Raw genomic sequence first — 20,977 nt, 5'->3', positions numbered from 1 at the left:
TTTTCCGCGAATTGGCCGTTTGCCCCTGGTGATGCCGGGCTTAACCTGCAGGCAGATCCCTACAGGAGAAGCCCCATGCGATCTGTCCATTTCCCCGCAGCCCTGCTGACGCTCGGCCTGCTCGCCCCACTGTCCCTGGCCTGGGCACATGGCGAAAAGCCCGATCAGGTCAGCATCCTCCAGGAACAGCTCCCCACCAATGCCCCCGGCAACAAAGCCGTGATGCTCACGGTGAGCTATGCCCCTGGCGAGGCATCGCCCGGCCACTGGCATCCGGCTGCGGTCATGGCCTATGTGCTGGAAGGGGCGGTGACATCCAAGCTCAATGACGAACCGGAGAAGACCTACAAGGCCGGCGAATTCTGGTACGAGGCCCCGGGGACGGTGCACAGCGTCTCACGCAATGCCAGTAAAAGCGCGCCAGCCAAGCTTCTGGTATGGAGCCTGGTGGAGGAGGGCAAGCCGGTGACCGAGCCGTTGCCAAAGCGCTGAACCGCAGGCAATAAAAAACCTCCAGTGCTTGCGCATCTGGAGGTTTTCAGTGTTTGGCTCCGCGACCTGGACTCGAACCAGGGACCCAATGATTAACAGTCATTTGCTCTACCGACTGAGCTATCGCGGAATCTGCGCGTATCTTACTGCGTGTCTCGGGGAAGTCAAGCTTCCCCAAGACAATCAAGCAGTTACAGCACTTCTACGATGGCCTTGGTGACCACGTGGATGTTGCTCTGGTTCAGCGCGGCGACTGCGATGCGGCCAGTGTCCAGCGCGTAGATGCCGAACTCGTTCTTCAGGCGTGCCACTTGTTCAACGGTCAGGCCCGAGTAGGAGAACATGCCGCACTGGCGGCCGACAAAGCTGAAGTCACGCTTGGCGCCGTACTCGGCCAGCAGCTCGACCATCTGCTTGCGCATGCCGTGGATACGCTCGCGCATCTCGGCCAGCTCGGTCTCCCACATCTGGCGCAACTCGGGGCTGTTGAGCACCGCGGCGACGATGCTGGCGCCGTGGGTCGGCGGGTTGGAGTAGGTGGTGCGGATAACCCGCTTGACCTGCGACAGCACGCGGGTGCTCTCGTCCTTCGAGGCGGTGACGATCGACAGTGCACCAACACGCTCGCCGTACAGCGAGAACGACTTGGAGAATGAGCTGGAGACAAAGAACTCCAGGCCCGATTCGGCGAACAGGCGCACGGCGAAGGCGTCTTCGTCGATGCCGGCACCGAAGCCTTGGTAGGCCATGTCGAGGAACGGGATGTGGCCTTTGGCCTTGACCACTTCCAGCACGTTCTTCCAGTCGTCCAGCGACAGGTCGACGCCGGTCGGGTTGTGGCAGCAGGCGTGCAGCACGATGACCGAGCCCGATGGCAGGCTGTTCAGGTCTTCGAGCATGCCGGCGCGGTTGACGTCCTGGCTGGCGGCATCGTAGTAGCGGTAGGTCTGTACCGGGAAGCCGGCGCTCTCGAACAGGGCGCGGTGGTTTTCCCAGCTCGGGTCGCTGATGGCGACCACGGCACCCGGCTGCAGGCGCTTGAGGAAATCGGCGCCGATCTTCAGCGCGCCGGTACCGCCGACAGCCTGCACGGTGACCACGCGGCCTGCGGCCAGCAACGGCGATTCGGCGCCGAAGATCAGCTTCTGCACGGCCTGGTCGTACTGGGCGATGCCGTCGATCGGCAGATAGCCGCGGGAGGCGTGCTGGGCGGCACGGGCGGTCTCGGCTGCGATCACCGCGCGCAGCAGCGGGATGCGGCCTTCCTCATTGCAGTAGACGCCCACGCCCAGGTTCACCTTGTCGGTGCGTGAATCGGCGTTGAATGCTTCGTTGAGGCCCAGGATAGGGTCGCGGGGTGCCAGCTCGACAGCGGAAAACAGGCTCATTGTTACCTTGGCTCTGATAGGAGAGTGATAGGGTCGCCACGCTCCAGCCGAAGGCACTGAAGCGGTGCGCAAACGGGGAGTCAGTATAGTGATACCCACCGGTCACTGCGACAGTCTGGCGCAGCTTTTCCGGCTGTTTGCGCAAATATTTTTCGACCATTGGTCGAATTGCCCGGTCCATTGCCTTGAAGGGGCGAGGGTCGCGCTTGAATCTGGCGCCCCGGGGGCGCATTTGGGTATAGACTACTGGCTAAATTTACAGTTGCCGCGACATCCACGAGGTCCGTCATGTCCGAGTTTCAGCTCGTCACCCGCTTCCAGCCGGCCGGCGATCAGCCCGAGGCCATCCGCCAGATGGTCGAGGGCATCGACGCCGGCCTTTCGCACCAGACCCTGCTCGGGGTGACCGGCTCGGGCAAGACCTTCAGTATCGCCAACGTCATCCAGCAGGTGCAGCGCCCGACCATGGTGCTGGCGCCGAACAAGACCCTGGCCGCCCAGCTCTACGGCGAGTTCAAGGCATTCTTCCCGAACAACGCCGTCGAATACTTCGTCTCCTATTACGACTACTACCAGCCGGAAGCCTATGTGCCGTCGTCGGACACCTTCATCGAGAAGGACGCCTCGATCAACGACCATATCGAACAGATGCGCCTGTCGGCGACCAAGGCGCTGCTGGAGCGGCGCGACGCGATCATCGTCACCACCGTATCGTGCATCTACGGCCTGGGCAGCCCCGAGACGTACCTGAAGATGGTCCTGCACGTCGACCGTGGCGACAAGCTCGACCAGCGCGCTCTGCTGCGGCGCCTGGCCGATCTGCAATACACCCGCAACGAGATGGATTTCGCCCGCGCCACCTTCCGCGTGCGCGGCGACGTGATCGACATCTTCCCGGCCGAATCGGACCTGGAGGCCATCCGCATCGAGTTGTTCGATGACGAAGTGGAGAACATCGCCGCCTTCGACCCGCTCACCGGCGAGGTCATCCGCAAGCTGCCGCGGTTCACCTTCTACCCCAAGAGCCACTACGTGACCCCGCGGGAAACCCTGGTCGAGGCGGTGGACGGCATCAAGGAAGAACTCAAGCAGCGCCTTGAGTACTTGAACTCGAGCAACAAGCTGGTCGAGGCGCAGCGCCTGGAGCAGCGCACCCGCTTCGACCTGGAGATGATCCTCGAGCTGGGCTACTGCAACGGCATCGAGAACTACTCGCGCTACCTCTCCGGCCGCCCGGCCGGCGCGCCGCCGCCCACGCTCTACGACTACCTGCCGGATGACGCGCTGCTGGTGATCGACGAATCCCACGTCAGCGTTCCGCAGGTCGGCGCCATGTACAAGGGCGACCGTTCGCGCAAGGAAACCCTGGTGGAGTACGGCTTCCGCCTGCCGTCGGCACTGGACAACCGGCCCATGCGTTTCGATGAGTGGGAGGCGGTCAGCCCGCAGACCATCTTCGTCTCGGCTACCCCCGGACCCTACGAGGCCGAGCACGCCGGGCGGGTGGTGGAGCAGGTGGTGCGGCCGACCGGCCTGGTCGACCCGCAGGTCGAGGTGCGCCCGGCCCTGACCCAGGTCGACGACCTGCTGTCGGAGATCGGCAAGCGCGTCGCCCTGGGCGAGCGGGTGCTGGCCACCACGCTGACCAAGCGCATGGCCGAGGACCTCACCGACTACCTGGCCGACCACGATGTGCGGGTGCGCTACCTGCACTCGGACATCGACACCGTCGAACGGGTCGAGATCATCCGCGACCTGCGCCTGGGGACTTTCGACGTGCTGGTGGGGATCAACCTGCTGCGCGAGGGCCTGGACATGCCCGAGGTGTCGCTGGTGGCGATCCTCGACGCCGACAAGGAAGGTTTCCTGCGCTCGGAGCGCTCGCTGATCCAGACCATCGGCCGCGCTGCGCGTAACCTCAACGGCAGGGCGATTCTCTACGCCGACAACATCACCGGCTCCATGCAGCGCGCCATCGACGAGACCGAGCGACGCCGCGAGAAGCAGGTCGCCTTCAACCAGGCCAACGGCATCGTGCCCAAGGGCGTGGTCAAGGACATCACCGACATCCTTGAAGGCGCCACCGTGCCCGGAGCCCGCAGTAAGAAGCGCAAGGGCATGGCCAAGGCGGCGGAAGAGGCCGGGCGCTACGAGGTCGAGCTGCAGACCCCGGCACAGATCACCAAGCGCATCAAGCAACTGGAAGAGAAGATGTTCCAGTTTGCCCGCGACCTGGAGTTCGAGGCGGCGGCGCAATTGCGCGACGAGATCGGACAGTTGCGCGAACGCTTGCTGGCCAGTTGATGGATCAGGGTGTTATCTCTGTGGGAGACAGGGGCCGCTTCGCAGCCCATTCGCCGGCAAGCCGGCTCCCACAGGGTTTGCGCAAGTTTGGGTAAATACCTTGAAATCGACGCGGTCGGTGTGGGAGCCGGCTTGCCGGCGATGGGGAGGGTAGCGCCCCCTCAATGTGCTTCCCCGGCCTTCAACCCCTGTGGCAGCTTGCGCGTCAACAGCACCGCCAGCATGCTCACCACCAGGCCGACGCCGACAAAGTGGAAGGCATCGTTGTAGGCCATGATCAAGGCCTGCTGATGGGTGATCTCGGACAGTTTGCCCAGTGCCGCATTGTCGCTGCCCAGGCGTTCGGCCAGTTGCGCCAGGCGTTCGGCGACCTGCGGATTGTTCGGCACCACCGCCTCGCGCAAATAGTCGAAGTACACCTTGGTCCGCGCATCCAGTAGCGTCGCCAGCAGGGCGATGCCGATGGCGCCTCCCAGGTTGCGCAGGATATTGAACAGGCTCGAAGCCGACCCCGCGTCCTGCGGCTGGATGTAGGCGGTGGCGATCAGCGAGATGGTCACCATGATCATCGGCTGGCCGAGGGCGCGGATCACCTGGATCTGGTTGAACTGCGGGCCGGCAAAATCCGGGTTGAGCACGCCGGAGCCGAAACTGGCCGCGCCGAATAGGCAGAAGCCCAGGGCGCACAGCACCTTGGGCGGGATCACCTTCATCAGTTGCGGTACCAGCGGGATCAGGAACAGCTGCGGTACGCCCATCCACATGATCACCTTGCCGATCTGCAGGGCGTTATAGCCCTGCACCTGCGCCAGGTAGAGCGGCAGCAGGTAGATCGAGCCATACAGGCCGACACCCATGCCCAGGCTGGCGATGCTCGACAGGCCGAAGTTGCGGTTGCCGAGGATGCGCAGGTTGATCAACGGGTGCGGCCGGGAGAACTGCAGGATCACGAACAGGATCAGGGCGAGCAGGGCGACGGTGCCCAGGCTGACGATCAGGCCCGACTCCAGCCAGTCCTTGCGATGGCCTTCCTCGAGAAACACCTGCAGGCAACCCAGGCCCAGGCCGAGGGTGACGATGCCGGCGTAGTCGGTGCTCTTGAGCAGTTCCCAGTGGGCTTCCTTCTTCTCCAGCCCGTAGAGCAGCCCGGCGATCATCAGCAGCCCCGGCGGGATGTTGATGTAGAAGATGTATTCCCAGCCCCAGTTCTCGGTCAGCCAGCCGCCCAGGGCCGGGCCGATGGACGGGGCGAAGGTGGCGGTCATGGCGAACATGGCCATGCCCTTGGCGCGGTGGTGCTCGGGTAGTTTGATGAGCGTCAGGGTGAAGGCCAGCGGGATCAGCGCGCCGCCGGTGAAGCCCTGCAGGGCGCGGAACACGATCATGCTCTCTAGGTTCCAGGCCATCGAGCACAGCAGCGACGACAGCAGAAAGCCCAGCGACACCCACACCGCCAGGCGTCGGGCCGAGAGCAGCTGCACCAGCCAGGCGGTCAGCGGGATCATGATGATCTCGGCCACCAGGTAGGAGGTGGAGATCCACGAGCCTTCCTCCAGGGTCGCCGACAGCGCGCCCTGGATGTCCTTGAGCGAGGAGTTGGTGATCTGGATGTCCAGCACCGCCATGAAGGCGCCGAGCATCACGCTCATCACCGCGATCCAGTCGCGCCGGGTCGGCTCGGCGGTGGGGCGCAGCAGCGCGTCACCGGCCATGCTGGTCGTCGTCTTCGCCACGCAGGTCGACGGTGACGGTAACCGACATGCCTGGACGGATGCGACCGTGCAGGGGGTTGTCCGCGGCGAAGGTCAGCTTGACCGGAAGGCGCTGTACGACCTTGGTGAAGTTGCCGGTGGCGTTGTCCGGCGGCAGCAGGCTGAACTGCGCGCCGGAGGCGGCGAACAGGCTGTCGACACGGCCTTCGACCGGTGTATCGGGGTAGCTGTCGAACACCAGCTCGGCGCGTTGGCCGGGGTGCATCCTGCCGATCTGGGTTTCCTTGAAGTTGGCCTGTACCCAGATGTCTTCGTCGGGGACGATAGACAGCAGGTAGGCGCCGGCCTGCACCACCTGGCCGTTGCGTGCGTTGCGCTGGCCGATGGTGCCGCTGATCGGCGCGTGGATCGCGCAGCGGGTCAGGTTCAGCTCGGCCTGGGCCAGGTCGGCGTGGGCATTGGCGATCTGCGCGTCGAGGCGCTTGAGTTCGGCGGCCAGGGCGTCGACCTGTTGGCGCTGGCCCTTGAGGTCGGCCTGGGCCTTGTCCACCTGGGAGCGGGCGACATGGCTTTCGGCCGATAGGGTTGTCACTCGCTCTTCGGAGACGAACCCAGGTTTGCGCAGGGCCTGGGCGCGGTTGAGGTCCAGTTGCGAGCGGTCGAGGGTGGCCTGGTTGGCGGCAACCTGGGCCTGGCCCGCCGCGATCAGGCTGCCTTGCTGGGTCAGGCGGCTGCGCGCCTGGGCGAGTTCGGCTTCCCGGCTGGCCAGGGCGGCGCGAGCACGCTCGACGGCCAGCTCGAAGTCAGCGGCCTCCAGGCGCACCAGCACGTCGCCTTTGCTCACGTGCTGGTTGTCCTCGACGCGCACCTCGTCGATACGCGCCCCCAGCTGGCTGGAGATACGCGTGATCTCGCCCTGCACATAGGCGTTGTCGGTGCTCTCGTAGAAGCGTCCCTTGAAGTACCAGTGGGCCAGGAAGGCGAGGCCGACCAGCAGCACCAGGGTGATGAAGACCAGCAAGCGACGTTTGAGTGGGCTAGGCATGGGGGCATTAATTGCAAAAGTGTAAGTAAATTTAACAGCGGCCGATGGCAAGGTCACAAGTGACGATAGCGCCATTGCTGGAGCCCGATGCCCGCTCCCTGCTAACATCGCGCCTTTGTTTCTCTTCGTTCGAGACTCTCAATGACCACCGTTCGCACGCGTATTGCGCCATCGCCCACCGGCGACCCCCATGTCGGCACCGCCTACATCGCCCTGTTCAACTACTGCTTCGCCAAGCAGCATGGCGGTGAGTTCATCCTGCGTATCGAAGACACCGACCAGTTGCGCTCCACCCGTGAGTCGGAGCAGCAGATCTTCGACGCACTGCGCTGGCTCGGCATCGAATGGAACGAAGGCCCGGACGTCGGCGGCCCGCATGGCCCGTACCGGCAGAGCGAGCGCGGCGAGATCTACGCCAGATATGCCAAGGAGCTGGTCGATGCAGGCCATGCCTTCTACTGCTTCTGCACCGCCGAAGAGCTGGAGCAGATGCGTGCCGAGCAGATGGCTCGCGGCGAAACCCCGCGCTATGACGGCCGCGCGCTGCTGCTGAGCGACGAGGAAGTGCAGCGCCGCCTGGCCGCTGGCGAGCCCCACGTGATTCGCATGAAGGTGCCGAGCGAAGGCATCTGCGTGGTCCCGGACATGCTGCGTGGCGATGTCGAGATTCCATGGGATCGCATGGACATGCAGGTGCTGATGAAGAACGACGGCCTGCCGACGTACTTCCTGGCCAACGTGGTCGACGACCACCTGATGGGCATCACCCATGTGCTGCGTGGTGAAGAGTGGCTGCCATCGGCGCCCAAGCTGATCAAGCTGTACGAGTACTTCGGCTGGGAGCAGCCCAAGCTGTGCTACATGCCGCTGCTGCGCAACCCGGACAAGAGCAAGCTGTCCAAGCGCAAGAACCCGACCTCGGTGACCTTCTACGAGCGCATGGGCTTCATGCCCGAAGCCATGCTCAACTACCTGGGGCGCATGGGCTGGTCGATGCCGGACGAGCGCGAGAAGTTCTCGCTGGCCGAGATGGTCGAGCACTTCGACCTGTCGCGCATCTCCCTGGGCGGGCCGATTTTCGATATCGAGAAACTGTCGTGGCTCAACGGCCAATGGCTGCGTGAACTGCCGGTGGAAGAGTTCGCCGCGCGCGTGCAGAAGTGGGCGTTCAACAGCGACTACATGATGAAGATCGCCCCGCATGTTCAGGGCCGGGTCGAAACCTTCAGCCAGGTTGCCCCGCTGGGCGGCTTCTTCTTTGAAGGCGCGCTGAAGCTCGATGCCAAGCTGTTCGAGAGCAAGAAACTGTCGGCCGACCAGGTACGCCAGGTGATGCAGCTGATCCTGTGGAAGCTGGAAAGCCTGCGCCAGTGGGAAAAGGACCGCATCACCGCCTGCATCCAGGCCGTGGTCGAGTCGCTGGAGCTCAAGTTGCGCGACGCCATGCCGCTGATGTTCGCCGCCATCACCGGCCAGGCCAGCTCGGTGTCGGTGCTCGACGCCATGGAAATCCTCGGCCCCGACCTGACCCGCTACCGTCTGCGCCAGGCCATCGACCTGCTCGGCGGCGTGTCGAAGAAGGAAAACAAGGAGTGGGAAAAGCTGCTGGCGAACATCGCCTGATTGCTTTCCAGCCACGTGGGAGCGGCGATGCGGCGACCCGATTTGCCCCGCGATTGCGATGTCGGATTCATGACCGCCATCGCGGGTCAAGCCCGCTCCCACGGGCCGCACTCCTCGCAGAGGGGCAGGGCAGGGCGGTAAGTGATTGTTATCTGTGAAAAAATTTTTGAATATTTTCGAAAATTCGTTTGACAGCCTTGCAATCCGATCTTAATATGCGCCCCGTCCACAGCGATGAACGAAAACGAAACGCCAGGCACCCAGCCAGCGCTTCGGTTCAAAGCGACATTGTGGGGCTATAGCTCAGCTGGGAGAGCGCCTGCATGGCATGCAGGAGGTCAGCGGTTCGATCCCGCTTAGCTCCACCAAATTCCGCTTGATGGCCAAGGCCGTCAGGCAAGACCGGTTCCAGCGAACGGGTCTTGAAGGTAAGAAGGTTCGTCCCCTTCGTCTAGTGGCCTAGGACACCGCCCTTTCACGGCGGTAACAGGGGTTCGAGTCCCCTAGGGGACGCCAGTTTTGCACAAGCGATGTTGCAGATGTCGCTGGGCCGAGAGGCTAGAAATCCGGGGCTATAGCTCAGCTGGGAGAGCGCCTGCATGGCATGCAGGAGGTCAGCGGTTCGATCCCGCTTAGCTCCACCAATTTTGCCGCGATTCGCGAGAGCGGATCGGCACGAAGGTTACGTCCCCTTCGTCTAGTGGCCTAGGACACCGCCCTTTCACGGCGGTAACAGGGGTTCGAGTCCCCTAGGGGACGCCACTTTTACCCGCGTTTTGCGGGAGTTGAAAGGCTCATCATCCAGATCGATGAGTCTTTTGTTTTACTCGGGGCTATAGCTCAGCTGGGAGAGCGCCTGCATGGCATGCAGGAGGTCAGCGGTTCGATCCCGCTTAGCTCCACCAATTCGCCACGATTCGCAACAGCGGGTCGGCACGAAGGTTAAAGTCCCCTTCGTCTAGTGGCCTAGGACACCGCCCTTTCACGGCGGTAACAGGGGTTCGAGTCCCCTAGGGGACGCCAATTTTTTACCTGCGTTTTGCAGGACTTATAAGGCTCATTCGCTTATTGAATGGGCCTTTTGTTTTTTCCGCTCTCCGAAAAAGTCCAGCTGTGCCGATCAACGGCCACAGATTCCGCTTGCCAGAAAATATTATGAGCATAATATGTTAATCATAATATTTAGAGGTGAGCCATGAGCGACAAGAAGAGCAAGACCCGCCAACGCATCCTCGATGCGGCGCGCAGCGCACTGGTCCAGCAGGGACCGGCCGATCCGAGCGTCAGCCAGGTCATGGGCGCCGCGGGGCTGACGGTCGGCGGCTTCTATGCCCACTTCGACAGCAAGGACGAGCTCATGCTCGAAGCCTTCAGCCAGCTGCTAGCCGAACGCCGTGCCTTGCTCGCCCAGCTTGATCCAGCCCTTGACGGTACTGAGCGGCGTGCCTTGGTCGCGGCCTTCTACCTGTCGCGCAAGCACCGCGATGCCGAGGTGCAGGCCTGCCCGATTCCCAATGCGCTGAGCGAAATGCAGCGCCTGCCGGACGCCTTCCGTGACGTGCTGGCCGAACACATCGAGCTGATGACCGCGCAAATGGTCGATCGCCCCGAGGACATCGACAAGGCTCTCGCCGATTTCGCCCTGATGGTTGGCGGCCTCGCCGTGGCCCGCGCCCTGGGCGATGGCGAGCTGTCCGACCGGATACTGCGTGCCGCCAAGTCGGCGGTGATTTGAGCAACCTGACCCTGGAGCAAGGCGATGACTACCCTGAGCTGGATTCGTGGCGTCAATGGCACCCTCGGCCACCTGGCCCCTGAACATGTTGCCGGCAAGATGCGCCGCGCCTTCATGACCCCGCGCAACCTGCCGCCCAAACCATGGGAACTGCCGCTGCTGGCCAGGGCCGAGCGCATCACCTTGCGCTTCGGGTTGTCGGCATTGCGCTGGGGGCAGGGGCCGACGGTATTGCTGATGCATGGCTGGGAAGGTCGCCCCACCCAGTTCGCGGCACTGATCGAGCGGCTGGTGGACAGCGGCCATACCGTGGTGTCGCTGGAAGGGCCGGCACACGGGCGCTCGCCGGGCGAGCAAGCGCATGTGGTGGCGTTTGCCCGCGCGTTGCTCGAGGCCGCCGCCGAACTGCCGCCACTGCGCGCGGTGATCGGACACTCGATGGGGGGCGCAAGCCTGTTGCTGGCGCTGCAGTGGGGGCTGCGCACCGATGCGGCGGTGAGTATTGCCGCCCCGGCCCGCTTGCTCGGCGTGCTGCGGGGCTTTGCCCGGCGGCTTGGGTTGCCGGCCCGTGCCCGAGCGGCGTTTATCCGCCAGGTGGAGCGCGATGTCGGCGTCCAGGTGGCGCGCCTGGATGTCAGTGCCTATCAACTGGATGTGCCGGGCCTGGTGGTGCATGCCGAGGACGATCCCGTAGTGCTCGCCAGCGAGGCACCGCTGATTCACCAGGCTTGGTTCGACAGCCGCCTGCTGCTGCTCGAGGAGGGCGGCCATCAGCGGGTGCTAGCCGATCCGCGCCTGGGCCAGGCGGTGATCGAGCTGCTCGCGCGCTCCACCGAGCGGGCGCGGCAAAGCGCCTGAGCATCCGGTACACTCTGCCCGTTCACTGAAAACCAGGAGCAGGCATGAGCTGGGATCTGGCGGCACCATTCATCATCGACCTTCGCGTTGGCAACGAGGATATCGACGGCCTCGGCCACGCCAACAACGCCGTCTACGTCACCTGGCTGGAGCGCTGCGCCTGGCGCCACTCCCAGCGCCTGGGGCTGGACCTGGCCGAGTATCGCCGGCTGGACCGGGCGATGGCGGTGGTCCGCCATGAGATCGACTACCTCGCCGCCGCCTATGAGGACGACGAGCTGCAACTGGCCACCTGGATCATCGACTGGGACCAGCGCCTGCGCATGACCCGGCGCTTCCAGCTCAAGCGCCCGAGCGACGGCGTGACCTTGCTGCGGGCGCAGACCACCTTTGCCTGCATCGAGCTGTCCAGCGGCAAGCCCAGGCGCATGCCGGCGGAATTCATCGACGGCTACGGCCCGGCGCTGACCGGCAGCTGACGGCTGGCGGAAGTTTGCTAGACTGCCGCCTTTTTCATGGCGAGGCCCTGAAATGCAAATTGCCCTGGCCCCCATGGAGGGGCTGGTCGACAACATCCTGCGCGACGTCCTGACCCGTGTGGGGGGTATCGATTGGTGCGTCACCGAGTTCATTCGTGTCTGCGACCGCCTGTTGCCGGCCTCTTCGTTCGAAAAGCTGGCGCCGGAGCTGCGCCAGGGTGCCCGCACCGCCGCCGGGGTGCCGATGCGTGTGCAATTGCTCGGCTCCGACCCGGTATGTCTGGCCGAGAACGCGGCGCTGGCCTGCGAGCTTGGCGCGCCGGTGATCGACCTGAACTTCGGCTGCCCGGCCAAGACCGTCAACAAGTCGCGGGGCGGGGCGGTGCTGCTCAAGGAGCCGGAGCTGTTGCATGCCATCGTCCGCGAAGTACACCGAGCGGTGCCGGCGCATATCCCGGTGACCTCGAAGATGCGCCTGGGCTACGACAGCCCCGACGGCGCGCTGGACTGCGCCACGGCACTGGCCGAGGGCGGCTCGGCACACCTGGTGGTGCATGCGCGGACCAAGGTAGAGGGCTACAAGCCGCCGGCCCACTGGGAATGGGTGGCGCGGGTGCAGGATGTGGTCAAGGTGCCAGTGTTCGCCAATGGCGAGATCTGGACCGTCGATGACTGGCGGCGTTGCCGCGAGGTCAGCGGTGCGAAAGACATCATGCTGGGGCGTGGGTTGGTGTCGCGCCCGGACCTGGCCCTGCAGATCGCTGCGGCCCGCGATGGCGTCGAGTACCAGCCGATGAGCTGGGAAGAACTCCTGCCGCTGCTGCGCGAGTTCTGGCGCCAGGCCCAGGACAAGCTGTCGCCACGCTACGCCCCGGGGCGGATGAAGCAGTGGCTGGCGATGCTGACCCGCGGCTACCCCGAAGCGGTGGCGCTGTTTGCCGAGCTGCGTCGTGAGGATGACTGTCAGCGGATCAGCGGGTTGCTGGGGATGGAAATCCACGCTGTCGAGGCTTGTGTTGCCTGAGCCGGCTTGATCGCAAATTTTTTCATGCCAGCCCTTGAAAGCTCTTCGCCAGGACATATCTCTTGAGTACGCGATGCCGAAGTCGGGTCGCGTAGTGACTTAACTTGCTGAATCTCAGGAGTTCATGACCATGACTACCGCTTTCTCTCTCGCACCACTTTTCCGCAACTCCGTCGGTTTCGACCGCTTCAACGACCTGTTCGAAGCCGCCGCCCGTAACGAGGCGGGTAGCAGCTACCCACCCTACAACGTGGAAAAGCATGGCGATGACCACTACCGCATCGTGGTCGCCGCCGCCGGCTTCCAAGAGCAGGACCTCGACCTGCAGGTCGAAAAAGGCGTTCTCACCGTGACCGGCGGCAAGCGCGACGGCAGCAGCGAAGGCGTCACCTTCCTGCACCAGGGCATCGCCCAGCGCGCCTTCAAGCTGTCGTTCCGCCTGGCCGACCACATCGAGGTCAAGGGCGCGGGCCTGGCCAATGGCCTGCTCAGCATCGAACTGCTGCGCATCGTGCCGGAAGAAGCCAAGGCCAAGCGTATCCCGATCAACGGCGACAAACCGGCGTTGAACTGATTTCAGCGCAGTGAAGAAAGGGCACCTTCGGGTGCCCTTTTTGCATTCTGCGGCGCCTCCAGCCGGGTTTACGCCTCAGTAATCCGCCGGTGCCTCCAGCAGTATCTGGCGAAACTCCGGTAACGGCAGTGGTCGGCTGTGCAGATAGCCCTGGTACAGATGGCAACCCAGCCGCTCGAGGAACTCCAGTTGCTCGGTCAGTTCCACGCCCTCGGCAATCACCGCCAGCTCCAGGCTGCGGGCCATGGCGACAATGGCGCGGACGATCTCGGCGTCGTTGGGGTCGACCGGTGCGTCGCGTACGAAGGTCTGGTCGATCTTCAACGCATCCACCGGCAGACGCTTTAGGTACGTGAGCGACGAATAGCCCGTGCCGAAGTCGTCCATGGCGAAGCTGACGCCGTGGTGCTTGAGTTCGCGCATCTTGCTGATGGTGTCCTCGAGGTTCTGGATGACGATGCCTTCGGTGATCTCCAGTGTGAGCATGCGCCGGGGCAGGCGGTAGTCGTCGAGGCTGCGCAGCACCCGCTCGACGAAGTCGTTCTGGCGGAACTGCCGTGGGCTGATGTTGACGCACAGGCTGAAGTCGTCGGCGTCGATCAGCCCGTCTGCGAGCATGCGCGCGCAGGCGTCGCAGGCTTCGTCGAGGATCCAGCTGCCGACCTCGAGGATCAGGCCACTTTCTTCCAGAACCTGGATGAACTGCGCCGGAGGCTGCTGGCCCAGTTGCGGGTGGTGCCAGCGCAGCAGGACTTCGGCGCCGACGATACGGTTGTCGCGGGCGTCGACCTGGGGTTGGAAGTGCAGGGCCAGTTCACCGCGGGCCAGGGCCAGGCGCAGGTCGCTCTCCATGCGCAGGCGCTCGCTGGCGGCCTTCTGCATGGTGGTGTGGAACAACTGCGTGGTGTTGCGCCCGGAGTCCTTGGCGCGGTACAGGGCGATGTCGGCACGCTTGAGCAGGTCGGCGGGGGTGGCGCCATGGTCGGGTATCAACGCCACGCCGATGCTCGGCGTGACCTGCAGGCGCTGGCCGTCCAGCGACATCGGTTCGGCCAGCAGCTCGCGCAGGGTGTCGGCCAGTTCGCGAACCTTGTTTTCCACCTGCTCGCGGCTGCCTTCCAGGCCGCTGAGCAGCACCACGAACTCGTCGCCGCCCAAGCGCGCCACAGTGTCCTCCAGCCGCACGCTGGCCTCGAGACGGGCAGTAATGATCTTCAGTACCGTGTCGCCCACCGGGTGCCCGAGCGAGTCGTTGATGTGCTTGAAGTGGTCCAGGTCGAGGAACAGCAGGGCGCCGCGCAGGTTGTGGCGCTTGAGCAGGGCGATCTGCTGGCTCAGGCGGTCCATCAGCAGGGCGCGGTTGGGCAGGTTGGTCAGCGGGTCGTGGTACGCCAGGTGGCGGATCTGCGCCTGGGCGTTCTTCAGCAGGCTGACATCGCGAGCGGTAAGCAGCAGGCAGTCGGTTTCGTTGAGGCTGATCGGCTCCACCGACACTTCCACGGTAAGGATGTCGCCGCGCTTGTTGCGGCCCAGCATCTCCCGGTGATGCACCCGGCCGCGCTCGCGCAGCTCGTTGAGCAGGGCGGCGCGCTGCTTCTCGTCGGCCCAGATGCCGATTTCGTAGACCGTGCGGCCGACCACCTCTTCGGGGCTGTAGCCGGTCAACCGGCTGAAACCGTCGTTGACCTCCACGTAGCGCCCGCTGTGGCGCTCGGTGATGGTGATGGCGTCGGGGCTGGAATGGAACGCCTTGGCGAATTTCTCCTCGCTGGCCTTGAGCGCTGCCTCGGCGCGCTGCTGCTGGGTGATGTCGCGCAGGGTGGTGACGCTGCATGGCTGGCTGTCGACGCTGATCAGGCGGCTGGAGATCACGCAGGTCAGCGGCGTGCCGTTGCGGTGGTTGACCACCACCGCCACATTGCTCAAGGCCTGGTCGCGGATCACCCGTTCGATGCGTTGGGCGCGTTCGGCCGACTCGGCCCACAGGCCGATTTCCTCGGCGGTGTGGCCGAGGATCTGCTCCGGGGCCCAGCCGAAGGTCTGGCTGAACGCCGGGTTGATCTCGATGAACTGGCCACTGTCCTGCCGGGTCACGCAGATCGGGTCGGGGCTGACCTGGAACAGGCTGGCGAACTTTTCCTCCGAGGCCGTCAGGCGCTGCTCGCGCTCCACCTGGTCGGTGATGTCGAGCAGGGTGCCGGCCATACGCAGCGGGTTGCCCTGGTCGTCGCGGTACAGGCGGGCGCGGCTTTCGATGTAGCGCGAGGCGCCGTTGTCGAGTTGCACCCGGTAGGTGATCTGGTAGTTGCCGGCCGGCCCTTCGCGCAGGCTGCGGTAGGCCTGGCGCATGACGCTGCGCTCATGCTCGGGCACACCTTCGAAAAAGGCCTCGAACGATTCGTGGAAGGGCACCGGGTCCAGCCCGTGCAGTTGCGCGGCGCGGGCCGAGCCGTAGAGCATGCCGCTGGGGATGTGCCAGTCCCAGGTACCCAGCTGGGCCGAGTCCAGGGCCAGGTCGAGGCGCTCCTGACTGTCCTTGAGCGCCTGTTCGGCGCGTTTGCGCTCGGTGGTGTCGACGAAGGTGCTGATCAGGTAGGTGACGCCTTCGAGCTCGATGCCCTGGGTGCAGAGAATGCCATCGTGGATCTTGCCGTTGGTAGCGCGGAACTGCACCTCGAGGGTCAACGGGCCGCTACCTGCGCGGGTGGCGTCCAGTACCTGGTGACGTTGCTCGGGGTTGACCCACAGGCCCAGTTCCACGCTGGTCTTGCCAACCACTTGAGCGCCTGGCCAGCCAAACATGTGCTCGAAGTGCTGGTTGACCTCGATGATCAGGCCGTCGTGGCGGCGGGTCAGGAGAATGGCATTGGGGCTGAGATGGAACAGGGTGGCGAAGCGCTTCTCCGAATTGATCAGTGCGGTTTCCCGCTCGCGCTGGCGGGTGATCTCGCGGATCACCCCGATCATCTGCGGGCGGCCATGGGGGTCGTGGGTCAGGCTGCCGTTGATCTCCAGCCAGTGCACGCTGCCATCGGGCCAGCGGATGCGATGGCGCATGGCCTGCTCGACCGGTTCGCCGTTGACCACGGCCTGGAACGCCTGGCGTGTGCGCGCGCGGTCCTCCTCGGGCAGCAGGTCGAGGTAGTCGACGTCGTTGGGCAGCGGGCGTTGCGGGTCGAAGCCGAACAGCGCCTGGGTACCCCGCGACCAGCTCACCCGGCCACTCTCGATGTCCCACAGCCAGGCGCCCAGGCGTGCGGCGTTGAGCGCGGCCAGCAACTGGGGAGCGTTCTGCCAGGCCTGTTCCGACTCCTGGGGGTCGGCCGCGGGAATACGGGGCAGGCGCGGAAAGCGGTTTGCTGATTTGGGCATCGATACCAGACCTTTGGCGGAAAACGCGTCCTTGTGGAGAGAAATGCCGTGCCTGCGACCGGTCAGGCAGCCCCGGCGTGGCTGTCGAGCAGCGCCATGAAGGCCCTGGCCGCATTCGATAGCGTGCGCTCCGTGTGCAATATGTAGCCTAGCTGGCGTGACAGCTGTATGCCGGGCAGGGCGATGGGCGCAACCTGCTCATCGAGCATAGTACGTGGCAGCACACTCCAGGCCAGGCCGATCGACACCATCATCTTGATGGTTTCCAGGTAGTTGGTGCTCATGGCGATGTTCGGCACCAGGCCCTGGCTTTCGAACAGGCGCTGGACGATGTGGTGGGTGAAGGTATTGCCGCCGGGAAACACCGCTGGGTGGCGCGCAACGTCGGCCAGGCTGACCCGCTGGTTGCTGGCCAGCGGGTGTTCGGGGGCGGCGACGAAATCCAGGGCGTCGTCCCACACCGCCACGGCCTTGACCAGGTGATGGGGCTCGGGCGCGAGGGTGATGACGGCAATTTCGGCGCGGCCATGGAGGATTTCATCGTAGGCCGCTTCCGAATCGAGGAACTGAATATCCAACGCCACCAAGGGGTACTGTCGAGTAAAAGCCCGTAATAGTGGGGGCAAACGGTGCAAACCGATGTGATGGCTGGTGGCCAGCGTCAGGCGACCCGCCACCTCTCCGGTCAAATTGGTCAATGCGCGACGAGTATCATCGAGGACGTTGAGGATCTGATAGGCGCGCGGCAACAGGGCCCGGCCAGCTTCGGTCAGGGTCACTTCGCGGCCCAGGCGATCGAACAGGCGTACATCCAGTTGCTGCTCCAGCCCGGCGATGCGTTTGCTGATGGCGGGCTGGGTCAGGAACAGGCGTTCGCCGGCTCCGGAAAAGCTCCCGGTTTCGGCAATGGCGATAAAGGCGCTGAGGTTGGCCAGGTCCACGGTTAGAATTCCTGCTGGTTATCCAAAGCATGAAAATTATGAATTTGAGTTATTCAATCTATCGCCATAGCATCGTCCGTACAAGCCAAGGGGTCTTTGGCATAGAAAGACGCTGATGAGGAACAGTCTGATGGCTGGCAAAACGCTCTACGACAAACTCTGGGAAGCTCATGAGGTCAAGCGCCGCGATGACGGCTCGTCCTTGATCTACATCGATCGCCACATCATTCACGAAGTGACTTCGCCCCAGGCTTTCGAAGGCCTGCGTCTGGCCAGCCGCAAGCCCTGGCGTATCGATGCCAACATCGCCACTCCTGACCACAACGTACCGACCACGCCGGAGCGCAAGGGCGGTATCGAGGCCATCGCCGACCAGGTGTCGCGCCTGCAGGTGCAGACCCTCGATGAGAACTGTGACGAATATGGCATCGTCGAATTCAAGATGAATGACGAGCGTCAGGGTATCGTGCACGTCATCAGTCCGGAGCAGGGCGCGACCCTGCCCGGCATGACCGTGGTCTGCGGCGACTCGCACACTTCCACCCATGGCGCGTTTGGTGCCCTGGCCCATGGCATCGGCACTTCCGAGGTCGAGCATGTGCTCGCCACCCAGTGCCTGGTGGCCAAGAAAATGAAAAACATGCTGGTGCGCGTCGAGGGTCAATTGCCCGCTGGCGTCACCGCCAAGGACATCGTCCTGGCCGTGATCGGCAAGATCGGCACCGCCGGCGGCAATGGCCATGCCATGGAGTTCGCCGGCAGCGCGATCCGCGATTTGTCGATGGAGGGCCGCATGACCATCTGCAACATGTCCATCGAGGCCGGTGCTCGTGTGGGATTGGTCGCGGTCGACGAGACGACCGTCAACTACGTCGAGGGTCGTCCCTATGCGCCGAAGGGCGAGCAGTGGACGCAGGCCATCGAGGCCTGGAAAGGATTGGTCTCCGATGGCGACGCCGTGTTCGACACCGTGGTCGAGCTCGACGCAGCACAGATCAAGCCACAAGTCAGCTGGGGCACTTCGCCGGAGATGGTCCTGGCCGTCGACCAGCGCGTGCCGGACCCGGCCGCCGAGCCCGACCTGATCAAGCGCGGCTCGATCGAGCGCGCCCTCAAGTACATGGGCCTGGCCGCCAACCAGGCGATCACCGACATCCAGCTCGACCGCGTGTTCATCGGTTCATGCACCAACTCGCGCATCGAAGACCTGCGCGCCGCCGCTGAGATCGCCAAGGGCCGCAAGGTCGCCGCCAACGTCAAGCAGGCGCTGGTGGTGCCGGGTTCGGGTCTGGTCAAGGCCCAGGCCGAGCGCGAAGGGCTGGACAAGATTTTCCTCGAGGCCGGCTTCGAGTGGCGTGAACCGGGCTGCTCGATGTGCCTGGCGATGAACCCGGACCGCCTGGAAAGCGGCGAGCACTGCGCGTCCACCTCCAACCGCAACTTCGAAGGCCGCCAGGGCGCCGGTGGCCGTACCCACCTGGTCAGCCCGGCCATGGCCGCCGCCGCCGCGGTGACCGGCCACTTCATCGATGTCCGCGAGTTGATCCAAGGGAGCGCAGCATGAAAGCCTTTACCCAGCACACTGGCCTCGTCGCGCCTTTGGACCGTGCCAACGTCGACACCGACCAGATCATCCCCAAGCAGTTCCTCAAGTCGATCAAGCGCACCGGCTTTGGCCCCAACCTGTTCGACGAGTGGCGCTACCTGGACGTCGGCCAGCCCTACCAGGACAACAGCAAGCGCCCGCTGAACCAGGAGTTCGTGCTCAACCACGCGCGCTACCAGGGGGCCAGCGTGCTGCTGGCGCGGGAGAACTTCGGTTGCGGCTCGAGCCGCGAGCACGCCCCATGGGCGCTCGACGAGTACGGCTTCCGCAGCGTGATCGCGCCGAGCTTCGCCGATATTTTCTTCAACAACAGCTTCAAGAATGGCCTGTTGCCGATCATTCTCGACGCCGCCGAAGTCGACGAGCTGTTCAGGCAAGTCGAGGCCAACCCGGGCTACCAGTTGACCATCGACCTCGACGCCCAGGCCGTGACTCGCCCGGACGGCAAAGTGCTGAAGTTCGAAATCGACGCTTTCCGCAAGCACTGCCTGCTCAATGGCCTGGACGACATCGGCCTGACCCTGCAGGACCGCGACGCGATCAAGGCGTTCGAGGGCAAGCACCGCGCCAGCCAGCCGTGGTTGTTCCGCGATTGATGTGGCAGCGGGCTTGCTCCGCGATCAGCGCCACCGGACACTGAGTTTTATCCGGCGCGCCCGCAAGGCGCGCCGCTCGATTGGATAGAGGAAAGCATGAGCAAGCAGATTCTGATTCTCCCAGGTGATGGTATTGGTCCGGAAATCATGGCCGAAGCGGTCAAGGTGCTGGAGCTGGCCAACGACAAGTTCCAGCTCGGCTTCAGCCTCACCCACGACGTGATCGGTGGCGCGGCCATCGACAAGCACGGCGTGCCGCTGGCCGACGAGACCCTGGCGCGCGCGCGCCAGGCGGACGCCGTGCTGCTGGGCGCCGTGGGTGGCCCGAAGTGGGACAAGATCGAGCGTGACATCCGCCCGGAGCGTGGCTTGCTGAAGATCCGCTCGCAACTGGGCCTGTTCGCCAACCTGCGCCCGGCCATCCTCTATCCGCAACTGGCCGACGCCTCGTCGCTCAAGCCCGAGATCGTCGCCGGCCTGGACATCCTCATCGTCCGCGAGTTGACCGGTGGCATCTACTTCGGTGCACCACGCGGCCAGCGCGAGCTGCAGGGCGGCGAGCGCCAGGCGTACGACACCCTGCCCTATAGCGAAAGCGAAGTACGCCGTATTGCCCGCGTCGGCTTCGACATGGCCCGCGTGCGCGGCAAGAAGCTGTGCTCGGTGGACAAGGCCAACGTCCTGGCTTCCAGCCAGCTGTGGCGTGAAGTGGTCGAGGATGTGGCCAAGGACTACCCGGACGTCGAGCTGAGCCACATGTACGTCGACAACGCCGCCATGCAGTTGGTGCGCGCGCCCAAGCAGTTCGACGTGGTGGTGACCGACAACATGTTCGGCGACATCCTGTCGGATGAGGCTTCCATGCTCACCGGTTCCATCGGCATGCTGCCCTCGGCGTCGCTGGATGCCGACAACAAAGGCATGTACGAGCCGTGCCATGGCTCGGCGCCGGACATCGCCGGGCAGGGCATCGCCAACCCATTGGCAACCATTCTTTCGGTATCGATGATGCTGCGCTACAGCTTCAACCAGTCGGCCGCCGCCGAGGCGATCGAGCAGGCGGTGAGCCTGGTGCTGGACCAGGGCCTGCGCACAGGTGACATCTTCTCCGAAGGTTGCCGCAAGGTCGGTACGCAGGAAATGGGCGACGCAGTAGTCGCAGCGCTGCGGAATCTGTAATCTCTCTGGCCCGCCACCCAAAACTCCCGGTGGCGGCCCACTTTTAGCA

General features: G+C 64.3%; 16 protein-coding genes and 7 tRNA genes. 17 read left to right on the top strand and 6 right to left on the bottom strand.

Features of this window, described 5'->3' with window-relative positions:
* Positions 1–75 precede the first annotated feature (75 nt).
* Positions 76–492 carry a cupin domain-containing protein gene (locus ACVWY1_RS16035; RefSeq protein WP_277505190.1) on the top strand — a complete coding sequence of 139 codons (417 nt, stop codon included), beginning with the start codon at positions 76–78 and terminating at the stop codon, positions 490–492.
* Positions 493–546: 54 nt separating this feature from the next.
* Here ACVWY1_RS16035 and ACVWY1_RS16030 read toward each other — a convergent pair.
* Both ACVWY1_RS16030 and ACVWY1_RS16025 read right to left on the bottom strand, forming a co-directional pair.
* Positions 547–622, bottom strand: a tRNA-Asn gene (locus ACVWY1_RS16030).
* Positions 623–683: 61 nt separating this feature from the next.
* Positions 684–1,880 carry an amino acid aminotransferase gene (locus tag ACVWY1_RS16025; RefSeq protein ID WP_277505189.1) on the bottom strand — a complete coding sequence of 399 codons (1,197 nt, stop codon included), beginning with the start codon at positions 1,878–1,880 and terminating at the stop codon, positions 684–686.
* A 288-nt stretch (positions 1,881–2,168) separates the two neighbouring features.
* Between ACVWY1_RS16025 and uvrB the strand changes: the two genes are divergently transcribed.
* Entirely contained in the window at positions 2,169–4,184 is a 2,016-nt protein-coding gene (gene uvrB / locus ACVWY1_RS16020; protein ID WP_110704136.1) for an excinuclease ABC subunit UvrB, read from the top strand.
* Positions 4,185–4,345: 161 nt separating this feature from the next.
* On the opposite strand, the gene ACVWY1_RS16015 is transcribed toward uvrB, so the two are convergent.
* Both ACVWY1_RS16015 and ACVWY1_RS16010 read right to left on the bottom strand, forming a co-directional pair.
* Positions 4,346–5,836 carry an MDR family MFS transporter gene (locus ACVWY1_RS16015; RefSeq protein WP_173862485.1) on the bottom strand — a complete coding sequence of 497 codons (1,491 nt, stop codon included), beginning with the start codon at positions 5,834–5,836 and terminating at the stop codon, positions 4,346–4,348.
* Between the two features lie 49 nt (positions 5,837–5,885).
* Positions 5,886–6,941: an HlyD family secretion protein gene (locus ACVWY1_RS16010; protein ID WP_110704140.1), complete on the bottom strand. Its 1,056-nt coding sequence runs from the start codon at positions 6,939–6,941 to the stop codon at positions 5,886–5,888.
* 141 nt (positions 6,942–7,082) lie between these two features.
* On the opposite strand from ACVWY1_RS16010, the gene gltX reads away from it, so the two are divergent.
* From gltX to ACVWY1_RS15950, 12 genes are all read left to right on the top strand, one after another.
* The gene (gltX, locus tag ACVWY1_RS16005) at positions 7,083–8,564 is read left to right on the top strand and encodes a glutamate--tRNA ligase (RefSeq protein ID WP_046854712.1); all 1,482 of its coding nucleotides are present in this window, start codon (positions 7,083–7,085) and stop codon (positions 8,562–8,564) included.
* A gap of 292 nt (positions 8,565–8,856) precedes the next feature.
* A tRNA-Ala gene (locus ACVWY1_RS16000) sits at positions 8,857–8,932 on the top strand.
* 72 nt (positions 8,933–9,004) lie between these two features.
* A tRNA-Glu gene (locus tag ACVWY1_RS15995) sits at positions 9,005–9,080 on the top strand.
* Positions 9,081–9,132: 52 nt separating this feature from the next.
* Positions 9,133–9,208: transfer RNA gene (locus ACVWY1_RS15990), tRNA-Ala, on the top strand.
* 42 nt (positions 9,209–9,250) lie between these two features.
* Positions 9,251–9,326: transfer RNA gene (locus ACVWY1_RS15985), tRNA-Glu, on the top strand.
* A gap of 67 nt (positions 9,327–9,393) precedes the next feature.
* Positions 9,394–9,469, top strand: a tRNA-Ala gene (locus tag ACVWY1_RS15980).
* A 42-nt stretch (positions 9,470–9,511) separates the two neighbouring features.
* Positions 9,512–9,587: transfer RNA gene (locus ACVWY1_RS15975), tRNA-Glu, on the top strand.
* Between the two features lie 172 nt (positions 9,588–9,759).
* Positions 9,760–10,299, top strand: a complete 540-nt coding sequence (locus ACVWY1_RS15970; RefSeq protein ID WP_102685389.1) for a TetR/AcrR family transcriptional regulator — start codon at positions 9,760–9,762, stop codon at positions 10,297–10,299.
* A 24-nt stretch (positions 10,300–10,323) separates the two neighbouring features.
* The gene (locus tag ACVWY1_RS15965; RefSeq protein WP_102685390.1) at positions 10,324–11,157 is read left to right on the top strand and encodes an alpha/beta fold hydrolase; all 834 of its coding nucleotides are present in this window, start codon (positions 10,324–10,326) and stop codon (positions 11,155–11,157) included.
* 44 nt (positions 11,158–11,201) lie between these two features.
* On the top strand, positions 11,202–11,636 hold the full coding sequence (locus ACVWY1_RS15960) for an acyl-CoA thioesterase (protein WP_102685391.1): 435 nt from the start codon (positions 11,202–11,204) through the stop codon (positions 11,634–11,636).
* 52 nt (positions 11,637–11,688) lie between these two features.
* Positions 11,689–12,660 (top strand): tRNA dihydrouridine synthase, encoded by a 972-nt coding sequence (locus ACVWY1_RS15955; protein ID WP_457378494.1) that lies wholly within the window; start codon positions 11,689–11,691, stop codon positions 12,658–12,660.
* Positions 12,661–12,790: 130 nt separating this feature from the next.
* Positions 12,791–13,234, top strand: a complete 444-nt coding sequence (locus tag ACVWY1_RS15950; RefSeq protein WP_031315058.1) for an Hsp20 family protein — start codon at positions 12,791–12,793, stop codon at positions 13,232–13,234.
* A 75-nt stretch (positions 13,235–13,309) separates the two neighbouring features.
* Here the strand turns inward: ACVWY1_RS15950 and ACVWY1_RS15945 are convergent, their stop codons facing one another.
* Entirely contained in the window at positions 13,310–16,606 is a 3,297-nt protein-coding gene (locus ACVWY1_RS15945; RefSeq protein WP_102685393.1) for a PAS domain S-box protein, read from the bottom strand.
* A gap of 62 nt (positions 16,607–16,668) precedes the next feature.
* Positions 16,669–17,547 (bottom strand): LysR family transcriptional regulator, encoded by an 879-nt coding sequence (locus ACVWY1_RS15940; protein WP_102685394.1) that lies wholly within the window; start codon positions 17,545–17,547, stop codon positions 16,669–16,671.
* Between the two features lie 130 nt (positions 17,548–17,677).
* On the opposite strand from ACVWY1_RS15940, the gene leuC reads away from it, so the two are divergent.
* From leuC to leuB, 3 genes are all read left to right on the top strand, one after another.
* Positions 17,678–19,111, top strand: a complete 1,434-nt coding sequence (gene leuC, locus ACVWY1_RS15935; protein WP_102685395.1) for a 3-isopropylmalate dehydratase large subunit — start codon at positions 17,678–17,680, stop codon at positions 19,109–19,111.
* On the top strand, positions 19,108–19,749 hold the full coding sequence (gene leuD, locus ACVWY1_RS15930) for a 3-isopropylmalate dehydratase small subunit (protein WP_110704150.1): 642 nt from the start codon (positions 19,108–19,110) through the stop codon (positions 19,747–19,749). Before leuC ends, leuD begins: the two co-directional genes overlap by 4 nt.
* Positions 19,750–19,845: 96 nt before the next feature.
* The gene (gene leuB / locus ACVWY1_RS15925; RefSeq protein WP_139669645.1) at positions 19,846–20,928 is read left to right on the top strand and encodes a 3-isopropylmalate dehydrogenase; all 1,083 of its coding nucleotides are present in this window, start codon (positions 19,846–19,848) and stop codon (positions 20,926–20,928) included.
* Positions 20,929–20,977: the final 49 nt, after the last annotated feature.

The sequence above is a fragment of the Pseudomonas sp. TE6288 genome (assembly GCF_054062095.1).
Note: the sequence above shows the minus strand (reverse complement) of the source record. Positions and strands in the feature narration are given on the sequence as shown.